Source organism: Collimonas sp. OK307, from assembly GCF_900113705.1.
In the GTDB taxonomy this organism is placed as follows: Bacteria; Pseudomonadota; Gammaproteobacteria; order Burkholderiales; family Burkholderiaceae_D; genus Collimonas.
The window spans coordinates 33,504-50,157 of sequence record NZ_FOQI01000003.1; the positions used below are offsets into that span (position 1 = coordinate 33,504).

At 55.4% G+C, this 16,654-nt stretch carries 18 protein-coding genes; 4 read left to right on the forward strand and 14 right to left on the reverse strand.

The window, feature by feature from the left end; translation table 11 throughout:
- Positions 1–36 precede the first annotated feature (36 nt).
- The 6 genes from BM205_RS05780 to BM205_RS05805 all read right to left on the reverse strand — a co-directional run bounded on the left by BM205_RS05780 (position 37) and on the right by BM205_RS05805 (position 5,798).
- A complete protein-coding gene (locus BM205_RS05780) occupies positions 37–759 on the reverse strand; it encodes an ABC transporter ATP-binding protein (RefSeq protein WP_092413439.1) in 723 nt (240 codons plus the stop codon).
- Positions 759–1,529, reverse strand: a complete 771-nt coding sequence (locus BM205_RS05785; protein WP_092413440.1) for an ABC transporter ATP-binding protein — start codon at positions 1,527–1,529, stop codon at positions 759–761. The genes BM205_RS05780 and BM205_RS05785 overlap by 1 nt, the downstream gene beginning before the upstream one ends.
- Before the next feature lie 9 nt (positions 1,530–1,538).
- Entirely contained in the window at positions 1,539–2,753 is a 1,215-nt protein-coding gene (locus BM205_RS05790) for an ABC transporter permease subunit (RefSeq protein ID WP_092413442.1), read from the reverse strand.
- A gap of 14 nt (positions 2,754–2,767) precedes the next feature.
- On the reverse strand, positions 2,768–3,697 hold the full coding sequence (locus BM205_RS05795) for a branched-chain amino acid ABC transporter permease (protein WP_092413444.1): 930 nt from the start codon (positions 3,695–3,697) through the stop codon (positions 2,768–2,770).
- 668 nt (positions 3,698–4,365) lie between these two features.
- The gene (gene ispH, locus BM205_RS05800; RefSeq protein ID WP_092413446.1) at positions 4,366–5,298 is read right to left on the reverse strand and encodes a 4-hydroxy-3-methylbut-2-enyl diphosphate reductase; all 933 of its coding nucleotides are present in this window, start codon (positions 5,296–5,298) and stop codon (positions 4,366–4,368) included.
- Positions 5,299–5,342: 44 nt separating this feature from the next.
- Positions 5,343–5,798 (reverse strand): FKBP-type peptidyl-prolyl cis-trans isomerase, encoded by a 456-nt coding sequence (locus tag BM205_RS05805; RefSeq protein WP_092413448.1) that lies wholly within the window; start codon positions 5,796–5,798, stop codon positions 5,343–5,345.
- 142 nt (positions 5,799–5,940) lie between these two features.
- On the opposite strand from BM205_RS05805, the gene radC reads away from it, so the two are divergent.
- The 3 genes from radC (at position 5,941) to rpmG (ending at position 7,220) form a co-directional block, all read left to right on the forward strand.
- Complete coding sequence (gene radC / locus BM205_RS05810; RefSeq protein ID WP_092413450.1) at positions 5,941–6,615, forward strand: RadC family protein; 675 nt, start codon at positions 5,941–5,943, stop codon at positions 6,613–6,615.
- Between the two features lie 178 nt (positions 6,616–6,793).
- Positions 6,794–7,030, forward strand: a complete 237-nt coding sequence (rpmB, locus tag BM205_RS05815) for a 50S ribosomal protein L28 (RefSeq protein WP_014005219.1) — start codon at positions 6,794–6,796, stop codon at positions 7,028–7,030.
- Between the two features lie 22 nt (positions 7,031–7,052).
- A complete protein-coding gene (gene rpmG, locus BM205_RS05820; protein ID WP_009667251.1) occupies positions 7,053–7,220 on the forward strand; it encodes a 50S ribosomal protein L33 in 168 nt (55 codons plus the stop codon).
- Positions 7,221–7,311: 91 nt separating this feature from the next.
- Here rpmG and BM205_RS05825 read toward each other — a convergent pair whose 3' ends face one another.
- Complete coding sequence (locus BM205_RS05825) at positions 7,312–8,298, reverse strand: quinone oxidoreductase family protein (protein WP_254783761.1); 987 nt, start codon at positions 8,296–8,298, stop codon at positions 7,312–7,314.
- A 91-nt stretch (positions 8,299–8,389) separates the two neighbouring features.
- Between BM205_RS05825 and BM205_RS05830 the strand changes: the two genes are divergently transcribed.
- Positions 8,390–9,247, forward strand: a complete 858-nt coding sequence (locus BM205_RS05830; protein ID WP_092413452.1) for a LysR family transcriptional regulator — start codon at positions 8,390–8,392, stop codon at positions 9,245–9,247.
- Between the two features lie 123 nt (positions 9,248–9,370).
- Here the strand turns inward: BM205_RS05830 and BM205_RS05835 are convergent, their stop codons facing one another.
- The 7 genes from BM205_RS05835 to BM205_RS05865 all read right to left on the reverse strand — a co-directional run bounded on the left by BM205_RS05835 (position 9,371) and on the right by BM205_RS05865 (position 16,536).
- Entirely contained in the window at positions 9,371–10,564 is a 1,194-nt protein-coding gene (locus tag BM205_RS05835; protein ID WP_371326461.1) for a DesA family fatty acid desaturase, read from the reverse strand.
- A gap of 134 nt (positions 10,565–10,698) precedes the next feature.
- Entirely contained in the window at positions 10,699–12,099 is a 1,401-nt protein-coding gene (locus tag BM205_RS05840) for a mechanosensitive ion channel family protein (RefSeq protein WP_092413456.1), read from the reverse strand.
- Between the two features lie 65 nt (positions 12,100–12,164).
- Positions 12,165–13,418 carry an RsmB/NOP family class I SAM-dependent RNA methyltransferase gene (locus BM205_RS05845; RefSeq protein ID WP_092413457.1) on the reverse strand — a complete coding sequence of 418 codons (1,254 nt, stop codon included), beginning with the start codon at positions 13,416–13,418 and terminating at the stop codon, positions 12,165–12,167.
- Positions 13,419–13,511: 93 nt separating this feature from the next.
- Positions 13,512–14,126: a phosphoribosylglycinamide formyltransferase gene (purN, locus tag BM205_RS05850; RefSeq protein WP_092413459.1), complete on the reverse strand. Its 615-nt coding sequence runs from the start codon at positions 14,124–14,126 to the stop codon at positions 13,512–13,514.
- Positions 14,127–14,308: 182 nt separating this feature from the next.
- Entirely contained in the window at positions 14,309–14,707 is a 399-nt protein-coding gene (locus BM205_RS05855; protein ID WP_092413460.1) for a barstar family protein, read from the reverse strand.
- Between the two features lie 73 nt (positions 14,708–14,780).
- Positions 14,781–15,215 carry a guanyl-specific ribonuclease gene (locus tag BM205_RS05860; RefSeq protein WP_175511178.1) on the reverse strand — a complete coding sequence of 145 codons (435 nt, stop codon included), beginning with the start codon at positions 15,213–15,215 and terminating at the stop codon, positions 14,781–14,783.
- 112 nt (positions 15,216–15,327) lie between these two features.
- On the reverse strand, positions 15,328–16,536 hold the full coding sequence (locus BM205_RS05865; protein WP_092413462.1) for a patatin-like phospholipase family protein: 1,209 nt from the start codon (positions 16,534–16,536) through the stop codon (positions 15,328–15,330).
- Positions 16,537–16,654 lie beyond the last annotated feature (118 nt).

Below are 16,654 nucleotides of genomic sequence, written 5' to 3' on the forward strand. Positions count from 1 at the left end.
CTGGCCGGGGTGGTTTCCCCCGGCCTCGGGTTTCGATTACTCGCCCAGATAAGCAGCCTTGACCTTAGGATCGTCCAGCATGTCGCTGGCTTTTCCGCTCATCGTCACCAGCCCCGAATCCATCACATAGGCGCGATGCGCCGCTTCCAGAGCCAGCTTGGCGTTCTGCTCGACCAGCAGGATCGTGATCCCTTGCGCGGAAACGTTACGGATCACCTCGAAGATCTTTTCCACCATGATCGGCGACAAACCCATCGACGGCTCATCCAGCAGCAACAGTTTTGGATGACTCATCAATGCGCGCGCCATCGCCAGCATCTGCTGCTCACCGCCCGACAAGGTGCCGGCCATTTGCGCAGCACGCTCTTTCAAGCGCGGAAATACGCCAAACCACTTGTCGATGTCAGCCGCAATACCGGCCTTGTCTTCACGCGTATAAGCGCCCATCAGCAAATTTTCCTGGATGCTCATGCGTGTGAACACACCGCGCCCTTCCGGCACCATGGCTAGCTTTTGCTTGACCAGGCTAAACGAGGTATGGCCCTTGGTATGCTGCCCCAGGTAATGCATCTCGCCTTCGACTTTACATTGCGGCAAAGTACCGGTGATGGCTTTCAGCGTGGTGGTCTTGCCGGCGCCGTTGGCGCCGATCAGCGTCACCAGTTCACCTTCGTTGACGTCTAGGCTGATGCCCTTGACCGCCTGGATGCCGCCGTAGGCAACTTTCAGGTTATTGACTTTCAGGACATTGGTTGCCATTAGTGACCACCTCCCAGATAAGCTTCGATCACAGCAGGGTTCTTCTGGATTTCGGCAGGCAATCCTTCGGCAATCGGTTTGCCGTAGTCCAGCACGGTAAGGCGGTCGCACAGGCCCATCATCAGCTTGACATCATGTTCGATCAGCAAAATGGTCTTTCCTTCATTCTTGATTTTCACCAGCAGCTCGCGCAGCGCCAGTTTTTCGGTGGCGTTCATGCCGGCTGCCGGCTCGTCCAACGCCAGCAATTGCGGATCGGTAGCCAGCGCCCGGGCGATTTCCAGGCGGCGTTGATCGCCGTAGGACAAATGCCGGGCAGTACGCTCGCCAAAACGGCCGATACCGACGAAATCCAGCAGTTCTTGCGAACGCTTGCGGATAGCCACCTCTTCCAGGCGGGCAGCCTTGTGGCGGAACACGGCACCGAACAAACCCTGATGGGTTCGCACATGGCAACCCACCATGACGTTTTCCAGCACGGTCATCTCGCCAAACAGGCGGATGTTCTGGAAAGTACGGGCAATCCCGGCCTTGGCGACTTCATGCGGCGCCGAAGGCGAGTATGGCTTGCCAGCCAGCTCGAAGGAGCCGGTATCGGCCTGGTAGAGACCAGTGATGACATTGAAGAAAGTCGTCTTGCCGGCACCGTTCGGCCCGATCAGGCCATAGATCTGGCCCTTCAGGATTTTGATATTCACTTCCGCCAGTGCCTGCAAGCCGCCGAATCTTTTATTGACGCCGGAGATATTTAAAATAGTTTGTGCGCTCATGTGATCTCCTTAAGCCTCTACCACGCCGGTGGCCAGCGTAGGTTTATCGATATCGGCATCCGGCCGGTCCTCGTGCTTAGGCGCAGGCCACAAGCCGGCTGGACGGGTCAGCATGATCACTACCATCGCCAGGCCGTACAACAACTGGCGCAGCACTTCGGCATCGATCAGGACCTTGCCGAAAATGGCCATTTGCATCGGCTCCACGGTATGCCGCAGCACCTCAGGCAATGCCGCCAGCAATATGCCGCCCAGCACCACCCCCGGGATATGTCCCATGCCGCCCAGCACCACCATCGCCAGGACCGCGATCGACTCGGTCAACGAGAACGATTCGGGAGAGACGAAACCCTGGAACGAGGCAAACATGGCGCCGGCGACGCCACCGAACGAAGCGCCCATGGTGAACGCCAGCAGCTTCATGTTACGGGTATTGATGCCCATTGCCTTGGCGGCGATTTCATCTTCACGTATCGCCACCCAGGCACGGCCGAGGCGCGAGTTCTGCAAGCGGATCGAAATAGTGATGATCGCAATGCACAGGATCAGGAACAGGAAGTAGTAGGCATTCACCGATGGCAGGCTGAAACTGCCCAGCTGGACCGTCGCATTGGAACCGCGCTCCCCTGCCAGCGAGACGCCGAAGATGCGGATCGGATCGATCAGGTTGATACCTTGCGGACCGTTGGTGATGTTGACCGGGGCATTCAGGTTATTCATGAAAATCCGGATGATTTCACCGAAACCGAGTGTCACGATAGCAAGGTAGTCGCCGCGCAGCTTGAGTGTCGGAGCACCGAGAATGGCGCCGAACATCCCTGCCAAAGCCGCTCCCAGCGGCACGATCACCCACAACGACAGGTGGATGCCGTTCTGGGTAATTTCCGGGCCGCAGATCATCACCAGGAAATTGCCGATGGCCGGATAGGTATTGACGAACGATTCCAGCACCGAAGCAAACTGCGGCGATGCCAGCAAGCCGGTCATGTAGGCGCCGATCGCATAGAACGCGATGTAGCCCAGATCGAGCAGGCCGGCGAAACCGACCACGATGTTCAGACCTAGCGCCAGCATGATGTAGAGCAGCGCAAAATCCATGATGCGGACCCAGGAATTACCGAAATTGGCGGCAATAAACGGGAAAATCATGAACAGGATAGCGAGGGCGACCAAGCTGGTGTAAGCCTTGGTCGGGTTCTTTTTAGTATCGAAAAAATTAGCCATGTGTCCTCCCCGGATTAAGCGCGATCGGCGACACGTTCGCCCATGATGCCGGATGGCCGCAGCGTCAGTACGATAATCAGCACGATGAAGGCAAAGATATCCTGGTAGTTACTACCGAAGAAATTGCCAGTCAAATCGCCGATATAGCCAGCGCCCAGACTCTCGATCAGGCCCAGCAGGATACCGCCCAGCATGGCGCCGTAGATATTGCCGATACCGCCTAGCACCGCGGCGGAGAATGCTTTCAAGCCGGGCACGAAACCCATGGCGAACTGCGCGGAAGAATAGTTCGCACCCCACATCACGCCGGCAACCGCAGCCAGCGCAGCACCGATGGCGAAGGTCATGACGATGACGCGGTTGGAATCGACCCCCATCAAACCGGCGACCCGCGGATTCTCGGCGGTAGCGCGCATGGCGCGGCCCATCTTGGTTTTTTCAACCAGCATCACCAGGCCGAACATCGACGCGGCGGCCAGGACCAGCAGCATGATCTGCGTCGGCGAGATCAATGCGCCGAAGATATGCACCGGATCAGACGGCATGACTTGCGGCACCGGCAGCGGGCTGCGGCCCCAGATCATCATGGCAAACGTCTGCAACAGGATGGAAACGCCGATCGCGGTGATCAGCGGCGCCAGTCGCGGCGCATTGCGCAGCGGCCGGTAGGCGACCCGCTCGATGATCAGGCTGACGATAACGCAGACCGGGATAGCGCCGATGATGGCAATCGCCAGCTGAACGATCCCGGGCAGATCCGGCGCCACATGTTGCAGCAGCTTGAGGATCGACAGGCCAACCATGGCGCCGATCATCAAGATGTCGCCGTGGGCGAAGTTAATCAGGTTCAACACGCCGTATACCATCGTATAACCGAGGGCAATCAACGCATACATGCTTCCCAGCACCAAGCCGTTGATAACTTGTTGGATAAAGATATCCATAATTTCCTTGTTCTATGTGTGTTTTGGTTCAAATCGGTCAGAACACTATTGCGACCATAGGTAGCACAGCAAAAATCATTCCCGATACAAAAACGGCACTCTGGATAAATCCTAGTGCCGTTGGGAGACGCCCTTCTGCTCCTCTAGACGAAAGCTGGAAAGGTAATTTGGCCATGCGTGAATAGCCTGAATAAGTAAAGTGAACTGGATACACATACTTGTTTGTCTCCTATACGTCTTCTATACGTCTTCTATAAAAACGTTTTTTTATCTTAAGTGCATTGCATCGACGGCAATGCACCATGACTGTGCGTGTCATCGCTAACGTTGAGCGATAAACAACTCTGACAGTACTGCAATATTACCCTTCTGCCCGCAGTTCGCACAGGGTTTTACAATCAAACCGCAGCGCCGCAATAATAGCTAGGAAAACAGAAAACTATCGATGGAAAAATAGAGCTTCTTCGAAATATAATTTCGCGCCAGAATGGGGCAGGAAGCCGCCTTGAGCGACTTTGTCGAAGAAGCTTTGGCAGATATCAATCAGAATTGAGACAAACGTAAAATTGACGCAAAACAGCATTGCCAATCAGCATCGACAGATGCTCATTGGCGGGTGGTTTGTTAATCGATTTAAGTCATTTGTACCATTTGTGCCACTTTTCAGGTCAGACCCGCGCCAGCCCCTTTGGCATAGGGAAAGTGACATTCTCTTCGGCGCCGTCCAGCGTCCGCACGTTCTTGGCGCCATAGGCCTTCAAACGGTCTATCACGGCTTGCACCAGTATCTCCGGCGCCGACGCGCCGGCGGTGACGCCGATGCGGTTTTTGCCCTGCAGCCAGGCTTGGTCAATCTGCTCGGCGTTATCCACCATATAGGCGACGGTGCCTTTTTTCTCGGCCACTTCGCGCAAACGGTTGGAATTCGAACTGTTCGGGCTGCCGACCACGATCACCACGTCAACCTGCGGCGCCATGAACTTGACGGCCTGCTGGCGGTTGGTGGTGGCGTAACAGATGTCGCCCTTCTTCGGTTCGGTAATCGTCGGAAATTTTTGCTTCAGGGCGGCGATCACGTCGGCCGTGTCGTCGACCGACAAGGTGGTCTGCGACACATAGGCCAGCATCTCGGGATTCGCCACGTGCAGCTTGTCGACATCGGCCACGGTCTCAACCAGATGCATGCCGCCCTCGGTCTGTCCCATGGTGCCCTCGACTTCAGGGTGGCCCTCGTGCCCGATCATGACAATTTCACGACCCTCGCGACGCATCTTGGCGACTTCCATGTGCACCTTGGTCACCAGCGGACAAGTGGCGTCGAATACTTTCAAGCCACGCACTTCGGCTTCTTCCTGCACCGCCTTGGAGACACCGTGCGCGGAAAAAATCACGGTATTACCGGCCGGGACATCCGCCAATTCTTCGATGAAAATGGCGCCTTTATTGCGCAGGTCAGCCACCACGTATGCGTTGTGGACAATCTCGTGACGTACATAAATCGGTGCGCCGAATTGCTCCAGCGCGCGCTCGACAATTTCAATCGCGCGGTCGACCCCGGCGCAGAAGCCGCGCGGTTGCGCCAATAAAATCTCTTTATCCATGTTCATTTCCTCTAACCGCACACTACAGGCGGATTACACGCCGTTTACAATATTCCGATGATTTTCACTTCAAACTTGAGCGTCTGCCCTGCCAGAGGATGATTGAAATCAAATAAAGCACCCTGCTCATCTATCTCACGCAGTACCCCGGCAAAGCGGCCACCGCCCGGAGCCGCAAAGTCCACCAGGTCACCTATACGATACTCCTCCCCCAGTTGAGAGTTCTGACGCAACGTAGCGCGCGAAACGCGCTGGATCAGTTCGGGATTGCGCGGGCCGAAAGCTTGTTCCGGCGCCAGGTCAAAGGTTTGCTGGCTACCTTCCGGCAAACCCAGCAAACAGGTTTCCAGAAACGGCGCCAGCTGGCCCATGCCAAACTGCAGCGTGGCTGGCGACTCCTTGAAGGTGCTGACAATATCTGTGCCGTCTTGCGAGGCGAGGCGGTAGTGCAAGGTCAGATAAGAGGCTTCGGTAACGACGGGGAGAGACGAATTAGGCATGATTAAGCAAAAGTACCATTAACAAAAAAATAACTACTTGGCGGAAGATGATATTGTAAGCCACCTTGAGCCATAAGACTTCGCTGGCTACACACCTAAGCGCACCTAAGTACGCCTGGGCACACCTAATCCCGATTACATCATGGCAATTACCGACTGGCCGGCAGACCAAAGACCACGCGAACGCCTGATTAAGTTCGGCTCGCAAGCATTGTCCGATGCAGAATTGCTGGCGATCTTTCTCAGAGTCGGCGCTGCCGGCAAAAGCGCGGTTGACCTGGGGCGTGAGATGACCACCCATTTCGGCTCGCTGAATCGCCTGTTTTCCGCTCCGCTCAGCGATTTCTGCACTATCAACGGCCTCGGGCCGGCCAAATTCGCCCAGTTGCAAGCCATACTGGAACTGGGCAGGCGCTCACTGGTGGAAGAACTGCAAGCCGGCAGCAGTTTCGACGCCCCGGCCGCCGTCAAACAATATCTGCAGCTGCTGTTGACCAACAAACCCTATGAATCGTTTCTGGTGCTGTTCCTGGATGTCAAAAACCGCCTGATCTGCGCTGAAGAATTATTCCGCGGCACCCTGACCCATGCCAGCGTTTATCCGCGGGAGGTGGTCAAGGCGGCATTGGCGCACAATGCCGCCAGCGTCATGCTGGCGCATAATCACCCTTCGGGGACACTGGAGCCAAGCACCGCCGATCGTAAATTAACCGATACTTTAAAGCAGGCGCTGGGCCTGATCGACGTCAGGGTGCTGGACCACTTCATCGTAGCCGGAACGCAGGTGCACTCGTTTGCGGAGCATGGCCAGCTGTAAACTGCTCAATAAGTGTTAATAAGTACTCAATAAGCGCTCGATAACCCTTCCACCTTGAATTGTTAAATCTGCGAAAGCGCAGAAGACACAATTGTTTTTCGCAAGTCATTGAAAAATCTCATTTTTTTATATATACTCACCTTTTTTCCAGTTTCGGAAATCTTTTAGGAGTAAAAACATGGCACGTGTCTGCCAAGTCACCGGGAAGGGGCCGATGGTCGGCAACAACGTTTCCCATGCAAACAACAAGACGAAACGTCGCTTTTTGCCTAACTTGCAAAATCGCCGCATTTTCGTTGAGTCTGAAAATCGCTGGGTCTCCCTGCGCTTGTCCAACGCCGGTCTGCGCGTAATCGACAAAATCGGCATTGATGCCGTGTTGACCGATTTGCGCGCTCGTGGCGAAAAAGTCTAACTAGCAGAATAAAGGAAGAATCATGGCGAAATCAGGCCGCGACAAAATCAAGCTGGAATCGACCGCAGGTACAGGTCATTTCTACACAACTACGAAAAACAAGCGTACAACCCCGGAAAAAATGTCGATCATGAAGTTCGACCCGAAGGTTCGTAAGCATGTTGAATACAAAGAAACCAAGATCAAGTAATTGATCCTGCTTTCAAAGAAGCCCCGCAAGACATCAGTCTCGCGGGGCTTTTTTACGTCTGGCCTTTCCGGTTAAGGTCTTTGACCGGCCGTCACGGAATCAGCAGCAAGCTGCCGGTGGTGCGGCCCGCCTCAAGATCGGCTTGTGCCCTGGCAGCCTCGGCCAGCGGATATTCACCGCCAATTTCAGCTACGACCCCGGCTTGCATCATGGCGATGAGTGCCGCGGATGCCACTGAATAAGTATGCGGATCCGCCAGGTAAGCCATGATGCTTGGGCGCGCCAGCGACAGCGAACGGCGAGGCCCTAACTCTCCAACATTGATCGGCGCTATAGGGCCAGCCGCTTGCCCTATGCTTGCGACCGTACCGAATGGCCGCACACATGCAAGTGTCTTCAGGAGCATCTCGCCGCCGATACCGTCGATCGCGAAATCGACGCCTTTGCCGCCGGTCATGGCGGCAACCTCGGCTACGATATCGGCATCGCGCCCTACGATGACATGATCAGCGCCATATGTCTTGGCAATTTGTGCTTTTTCGGCTGATCCGACCGTGCCGATCACTGTCGCACCAAGGTGCTTGGCCCAACGCACCAGCAGCGCACCGAGGCCGCCGGCAGCAGCATGGACGAGAATTGTGCTGCCTGCGCTGACCTGGTAAGTGCGGGTAAGCAGCATATGTGCCGTCAGCCCTCGCAGCATTGAGGCGGCGGCCAGGCCCGAGCTGATGCTATCAGGCAAAAGAATCGCCTTTGCCTGCGGCAGCAGACGCGTTGCAGCATAAGCACCGACCGGTGCACCGGCATAAGCGATACGGTCGCCGATAGCGAGATGTTCGACCCCCTCTCCGACCGCGTCGATCACGCCGGCACCTTCGACGCCAAGGACCGCTGGCATCGCTGCCAGCGGATAAAGGCCAGTGCGGTGATATATGTCGACGAAGTTGACTCCAATTGCCTCATGCCGGATACGCACTTCGCCGGGACCTGGCAACTGCGGCGGCTCGCAGGTAACAACTTCGAGTTGATCTGTGCCACCCACACCCGCCATTCTGACCATTTGATCGATTTTATTCATCTTGTCCTCCATTAAGTTGGACTTATTCTGATTGATTGCACTTTGTTTGAAAATTCCCTAATATTTATCATCTTATGGGAAAATTTTAACAATGACTGATTGGGAAAATCTTCGGCATTTTGCCGCATTGGCGCAGGCAAGCACTTTATCCGGCGCTGCGCGCCAGCTCCATGTCGAACATGCGACCATAGCGCGCCGCATTGCCGCGCTCGAAGCAGAATTGAACCTCAGGCTGGTAGACCGACGTGGCCGCAGGCTGTCATTGACGGCGGATGGCGAGCGCATTGCAGCCTTGGTCGAGCATATGGAGAGGGACGCGCAGGCGATTAACCGCGCAGCCGACGGCGCACGCTCGGAAGTCGCAGGAAATGTCACCATCAGCGCGCCGCCAGCCTTAGCCGCGGCGATGCTGGCGCGACCACTTGTCGCCCTGCGCAAGCAACACCCCGCCCTCCAAATCTGCATTTTGGGCGAAACACGCCAGGTCTCGCTGGAACGCCGGGAGGCCGACATAGCCATCCGCCTCAGCCGGCCCACCGATGGCGATTTTATTATCGCAAAGCTTGCTGAGCTTACATTTCGCCTGTATGCCAGCCCGGCATATCTCAACCAGACGCCATCGGAGGATTGGGCCTACATTGGCTATGTCGAGAGCATGAACGCCGCATCGCAGCAAGCTGCCCTGATCCGGCAAATGGCTGGTGAATCCCTACGCTTTCGGGCGACAACTCTCGATATCCAGCACGCACTGGCACGTGAAGGCGGCGGCGTGGCAATGCTGCCAACGTTCATGGCGGAAAATGATTCGACCCTGGCTCCGGCAATACCGGATCAGCCGCCGGTGACGCGAGATGCGTGGCTGGTCTGGCATGCCGACCTGAAAGGCTCGGCCGCCATACGCGCCGTCGTCAAATCTATCCAGGAAGAATTCGGGAAAGCCTTTAAATAAATCTTGAAACAACTCGCCAGGCAAAAAAAACGGCCCATTTTACATGGACCGTTTTCTTGATAAGGATAAGCGCCTGTGAATGCAATAATTTGCTTACACAAGCGACCTGCCTTCTATCCTGCCTCAGGAATAACTACGCAAACGCAGCGAGAAATCCTGCAGCGACTTGATGCCGGAAGCTTCAGCACGTGCGCACCAGTCCTGCAATTGATGCAGCAACTGATCGCGTGTGAAATGCGAACGCTCCCAGATTGCACCCAGCTCAACCCGCATCTCGTGCATGGTCTGCAGCGCTTTACTATGCAGGAACAACTCTGTCAGTTGCTGCTTTTGCGGCGCTTCCAGCTTGGTCGGCTCACGCTGCAACAACTTCTTCGACGACTTCAGGAAACCCGATCCCAGCTTGGCCTTGTCGGTCAAATGGCTGCGTTCTTCGTGCCAGGCGCTCTTCAACGATTTTGCATACTTTGCCATGACATCGTAACGGTTCGCGATCACCGATTGCAGCGTATCCAGATCCGGCACCAGCTTGGTGTGATTGAATTTCGGCGCAGGCGCCACTTTCTTGACCTTGGCCAGGCCGCAGATTTCCAGAATCCGGATATACATCCAGCCGATGTCGAATTCGTACCACTTCGACGACAATTTCGCCGAGGTGCCGAATGTGTGGTGGTTGTTGTGCAGCTCTTCGCCGCCAATGATGATACCGAACGGAATGATGTTGGTAGCTGCATCGTTACAGTCGTAGTTGCGGTAGCCCCAATAGTGGCCGATGCCGTTGATGATGCCGGCGGCGGTAATCGGGATCCAGACCATTTGCACAGCCCAGACGCTGACGCCAATCACACCGAACAGCATGACGTTAATAAACAGCATCAACACAATGCCCCAGGCGCTGCGTTTGGTATAGACATTTCTTTCGATCCAGTCGTCCGGTGTGCCATGGCCGAATTTTTCCATGGTTTCCAGGTTCTTCGATTCTGCGCGATACAGCTCCGCGCCCTCCCAGAATACTTTCTTGATGCCGCGGGTAACCGGGCTATGCGGATCTTCCTCGGTATCGCATTTTGCGTGATGCTTGCGATGGATAGCCGCCCATTCCTTGGTGACCATGCCTGTCGTCAGCCACAGCCAGAAACGGAAAAAATGACTTGGAATGGCGTGCAGTTCCAAGGCGCGATGGGCCTGGCCGCGATGCAGGAAAATAGTCACTGCAGCGATCGTGATGTGCGTCACGACCAGCGTGAACACGACCACTTGCCAGGCGCTTGCGCCTGTTACGCCATTCGACAGAAAATCGAGAATTGCATTGAACACTATGTGTACTCCATGTGTAGATGATGCTACTACTTTTTTACGGTGAGATACGGGTGAAATGTGAGTAAGATACCAGCACGTTGACGGGTAGTTACCGAACAGTTACCCGAATTTCGAGTGCAATTGTACCCTTATTATTCGCTCTTTCGAGATTTTGGCGCATCTTGTTGGCCATCTAATTGCAAACCGTGTTGCGTATCGGCCTTGAAGTTGCCATTTTGCAACATCACATTATCGCCACCTTCGTCTGCAGTGGCTTGCACTACCCTGATATCTCGTTTCACCTGAGCAATCTTGATTTGACGGGCTTGCAATACCCGCCAGATTGCCCGGTTAACATCAGACAACACATTCAGGCGTCCGTTCTCCGGATCCGTGATCCAGAATCCGACCTCTAGCTCTAGCCCATCCGGGCCTATCTTCAGCAGCAAAGCTTGCGGCAAGGTTTCCTGCGAAACGCGGTTAACCTCGACCACGGCTTGCTCTAACAACAACAATACACTTTCGACATCGTCCTGATGTTCAATCATCACCTGTGTCGACAAACGCAGGATCCGGTTGGTCAGCGAATAGTTTTGCACCGAATTGATCATGAAGATTTCATTCGGCACCACCGTATCGATCCCGTCCAGCCCTTGCAACACGGTATAGCGGCTATTGATCTGGACCACCTTGCCATAAAAGGTACTGACACCGACCATATCGCCGATCGCCAGGCTGCGTTCCAGCAAAATCACGAAACCTGATACATAACTGCTGGCGATCTTCTGTAAACCAAGACCCAGCGCTACACCCAGTGCGCCGCCGAAGACCGACAACACAGTCAGATCGATGCCGACCAGCGACAAACTGACCAATACCGCCACCAGGATCAGGAAGGCACGCGCCATCCGCGCTACCACCGTGCGGATCGAGGAATGCATGGTATTGACCCGCATCAGGCGCTCTTCCAGCGTGGCGCCGGCCCACAATGCAATCACCAGCGTCACCAGTACCGAGACCAGCGCTTGCATGATTGCCAGTAGCGAAACCTTATAGCGGCCGATCGGCAGCACCGTGCTATCCAGGTAATCGACCAGATCCGGCCACCAGCCCGTGATATACAGCAGCAAGCCGATCCAGACCAGCGCGCCGAAACTCTTTTCAAATAACAGGAGGAAAGTACCGACGCCGCTATTGCGCGCGAAAATCCGGCGCAAGACATAGAACACGAAACGCATCAGCGCCAGCGAAGCCACCAGCGGAATCATCAGCCGCATGAGATTCACCGGCTGATGCCATTTTTGCAGGGCCATTTTGACCAGCACCAGCAGCAGCAAGGTGATGACGGGCGTCAAGACCTTGACGAAACTGACAAGCCCGATCTGCATCGCCGGCGGCTGGGCCGGATTAAGATTGAAAGTACGGCGCAGCAGCCGAGCCAGCAACCAGCCCAGACCGATACATACCACCAGCAAACCGACTTGCGCCAGCAAACCCGGCGCCCGCAGGTTGCTCAGCAAGTCGTTCAACAGGTCATTGAGGATATCTGGCATCGTTTTGAATAAAGCGTAACGTCCCGACGGTCACGTGGGCATGCCGCCTGCTTATTTACGCAAAATTATTTACGTACAAATACTGCGGCAAAGAAGCCGTCAGTCTGATGCTTGTGCGGCAGCAATTTGAGATAGTCGCCCATCTCCAGCGCAATTTTCTGCTCGGCCAACACATCTTTCATCGGCACCAGCGAAAAATCTTCGTGGCTGGCCAGGAACTGCGCAGCAATCGCTTCGTTTTCTTCGTCCAGCAAACTGCAGGTACCGTACACCAGGCGGCCGCCGGATTTCACCAGGCGCGCGGCGCTGGAGAGAATCGCGATTTGCTTGACATTCATTTCGCCAATCGCTTCCGGTGTCTGCCGCCATTTGACGTCCGGATTACGGCGCAAGGTGCCGAGGCCGCTGCATGGTGCATCGACCAGTACGCGATCGATCTTGCCGGCCAGGCGCTTCACCTTGCCGTCATTCTCATGCGCGATCAACACCGGATGAATATTCGACAAACCACTACGTGCCATACGCGGCTTGAGTTTTGCCAGGCGCTTCTCGGAAACGTCGAAGGCATACAAGCGACCGGTATTGCGCATGGTCGCGCCCAGGGCCAGCGTCTTGCCGCCGGCGCCGGCACAGAAATCGACCACCATCTCGCCGCGCTTGGCGCCGACGATTTGCGCCAGCAACTGGCTGCCTTCATCCTGCACTTCGATCGCACCGCTCTTGAACAGCGGCAGGTTTTGCAAAGTCGGTTTCTTGATGACGCGCAAACCAAGCGGCGCATAAGGCGTCGGCACGCACAAGATCGGCGCTTCAGCCAAAGTGGTGACGACTTCGTCGCGATTGGCCTTGAGCGAATTCACGCGCAGATCCAGCGGCGCCGGTTGATTCATCGCATGCGCCAGCTCCAGCGTGGCGGCTTCGCCGTCACGCGCCACCAGTTTGTCGAACAACCATTGCGGCAAGTTGGAACGCATCAGCGGCGGCATCAGGTCGCGGTTGATTTCGGCAACGCGTTTCAGCCATTCGGTTTCTTCATCCGACAAACCACCCAGGGATTCGATGCTGACCGCATCGGCCAGGCCCAGCAGGGTCATGCGGCGCATGGTCGGGCCGTTGCCGGATTCGGCAAAGCTGGTGTAGATGGCTTTGTTACGCAACAAGCCATATACCGCTTCAGCCACCACGCCGCGTTCACGCGAACCCAGCTTTGGATGGTCACGGAAGTAGCGCGACAAAGTGCCGTCGGCCGGACCGGTAAAACGTAGGATTTCGCGCAGGACTTCTTCGGTGTGACCAATGATCGCGGGAGGCAATCTCATAGTAAATCTTTCATAAAATTCTTTTAAACTGTTGATCGTGCCCGGGCTGGCCAGAGCAAACGATCGTCTTGGCGTTTGCGCTAGCCGGCACGCTTATGCACTATTACGGACTCGTCCGTCTTCGATACTTAATCGATTTTCGACAAACCAGCGCACTGCACGTGGATATAGTTGATGCTCTTCAATCAGCACTCGCTGCTCTAGCGACTGTTCGGTATCGTTTTCCAGCACCGGCACCACTGCCTGCGCTACGATCGGGCCGTGATCCAGCTTCGCCGTGACGAAATGGACGGTGACGCCATGCACCTTGACACCGGCTTCCAGCGCTTGCCTGTGGGTTGCCATTCCCGGAAAACTCGGCAGCAGCGAGGGATGGATATTCAACATGCGGCCGGCATAATGCTCTACGAACGGCGCCGTCAAAATACGCATGAAACCCGCCAGCACTACCAGATCAGGGGAAAATCCATCGACAACGACGCGTAGGGCGGCGTCGAACTGTTCTCGATCAGGATAGTCTTTATTCGCTACTACTGCCGTGGGAATACCTTGAGCAGCAGCAAATTTCAAACCTTCGGCATCGGCCTTGTTGCTGACAATCGCGGCGATTCTGGCAGGCCATTGTTCGGTTTGAGCGGCGCGGACGATGGCTTGCATATTGCTGCCACGCCCGGAAATCAGGATAACAATGCTTCTCATGGCGCGCATTGTACCCGTTGCACTGCTGTTTTTGAGCAAACAGGGCGGCTAATTATCATATTTACAGACAATATCGTAAGGATTTGCCCGGGAGAATCGGAAAATCGGCTCGCTTTACAACAATAAAAAAACAGCTAAAACAATTAAGCCAGTGCCCTGTCCTGCCAGGTTGGCCGACATTGCAGCTGCTGCTATTGGAATGAGTAAAAAACGCGGAACGCTACTTTCTTGTCGGCCCAGAAATCGGCGCTGTCGCGGAATACGTCGAGCAGGGTTTCCCGTGCCTCCTTGTCGAACTTGGGTGTATTCGGCAATTGTTCAATGACCACGATGAAACCTGGCTGCGGGCCGGCTTTGTGGGCGAGATCGGTCAGGCAATCGGCCAGTGCGTCGAAATTCTTGCCGAAATGCCTGGGAAAATGAAAGGCATGGGCGATATTCGCCAGTACTTGTTGTTTAGTCGTTGCCTCGGCGCAATAGGCATACAGGAAATGCTGCCCGAGACGGTTCGCCTCCGCCTGCAGATCGGTCACACGGAAGGCGCGGATGGACTGCACTACATTTGGCGGTACGGTTTTAAACAAACTCATTTTTCCCTCAGCTAGAGCAATGATGATGGATTGTTGTTGTATCTCACACACTCGTCTCATTCACCCCTCTCGGTCACTCCTGAATGCGTCTGAAAGTCTGATAGTGATTATCAGTGTAATAATATTCCCCGGAAGTCTGGGGATTGCCGCCAGCAATGATCCGGCGCGCGCCACGATTGCGGGCATACGGGGTCTTTACCGTAAATTCATGATAATACCCACGCCGTTGCTTGGGCAGCATCCCTTCATAATTGCCAAATGTCACGCCATCTTTGGCATACGGAAACGGTCCGCCTTGCTTAATTAATATCAGTGTCGTTTGCGCTTCCCGCGGCAATTGATTTACCGAAATCACGTCCTGCGGCGAGGTCTCCCGGAACGATTCCCGGGCAAAAACCTGAAATGACAACAGCAAACCAAGCAGCAACAACATCCCGTTACGCAGCATGGCGGCGACGAAATCGGAACTTAGACCAAGGAAATGGTGCCGGGTTGCCTGGCTTTTCATAAATTCAATATTTTATGGTTCTGATACCGTAGGGTAACGTGTTGATGAAAACGAATCAACTCGTATCCTTGCCCCGGCTTCAAGTGTTGCAATATTTGACAATATTGACCAGTCACAAGTTCTGTCCGGCCGCCTCTAGAGCGGAAGCTGGGGCCGGACCGAAAAAATCAGCCACCTCATCGCGCCGCGCCAGCGTATCTTTCTGGCCCATGCGGATCAGCTCACGCGTATAGCCGGATTCAAACAACAGATAAGACGCAAGGCCGCCGCCACGCACATCGGTCGCCCCCAGACCGCCGAGCAAGGTGCGGATTGGCAAGGGTAAACTTGAAAAATGCTTTGATGCAATATCATCAATTTGTTCCGAAGGCGAAATAATCAGCATCTCCACCGGTTTCAGCGGTGTGCGCTGGCGTTGCTCCTCCGTCAGGAAAGAAAGTGTGTGATTGATACGTTCCAGGCGCTCGATATCCACCGCCAGCCCATCCAGGAAGATGCTGGACAAGGCGTGGCTGGCAATTTGCGCCAGGCTGGGATAACGTGCAAGCATGGGTGCATCGGCCGGCGCCTCCTTGCGACGCCCCGCGCCAACCACCATCACTTTGCTGGCGCCAAGGTGGATCGCCGGAGAAATCGGCGCCAGCTGGCGCATCGAACCGTCGCCGAAATATTCGCGACGGCCATCGCAGTAAATCGGAATTGCCGGGAAGATGAATGGAATCGCTGACGACGCCAGCAAATGACCAACGCCGATCTGATCCCGGACCGCCCGCCGCTGGCTGCGGGTCCAACCCTGGATTTCGATCGCGCTCTGGTAAAAGGTGATGTGCTGGCCGCCGCTATAAGAGGAAGCGGTGATCGCCAGCGCCTGCAAGCTGCCGTTGGCCAGCGCCGCATCCAGTTTCTCCAGGTCCAGCAGCCGGTGCAGCAAGGTGATCAGCGGAGTATTGTCGAGCAAGGAGTTGGGCGGGTGCGCATGCCATTTACGCAGCAGCCAGCCAAAAGACAGCAAGGACAACCAGCGCGCACCGGACCGCAGCACACCCAGGGAATCGGCGCGATACACCTGCTCCACCGTGAAGTGTTCCCAGACATCCATCAGTTTTTGCACGCCAAGGCCGAAATTCTCGACCCGGCAAGCCAGCGCCGTCGCATTGATGGCGCCTGCGGAAGTGCCGCAAATGATATCGAAAGGATTTTGCTCCGGCGCCCAGCCCTGCTCGCGCAAGATGGACGCTACTGCATCCATCACGCCAACCTGGTACGCCGCGCGCGCACCGCCGCCGGTCAAGATGAGGCCCGTTTTCTGTTTTGTCTCCATGGCTATGAAGATTAACAGGGAGAGGAAATTTGTGTGGAGGTTCGCTTATTAATACTTGCGTAAAACGAAGTAGCAAGTGCATACGTCGTGCACCTGCTACTTCGCGACATCAGTTGTC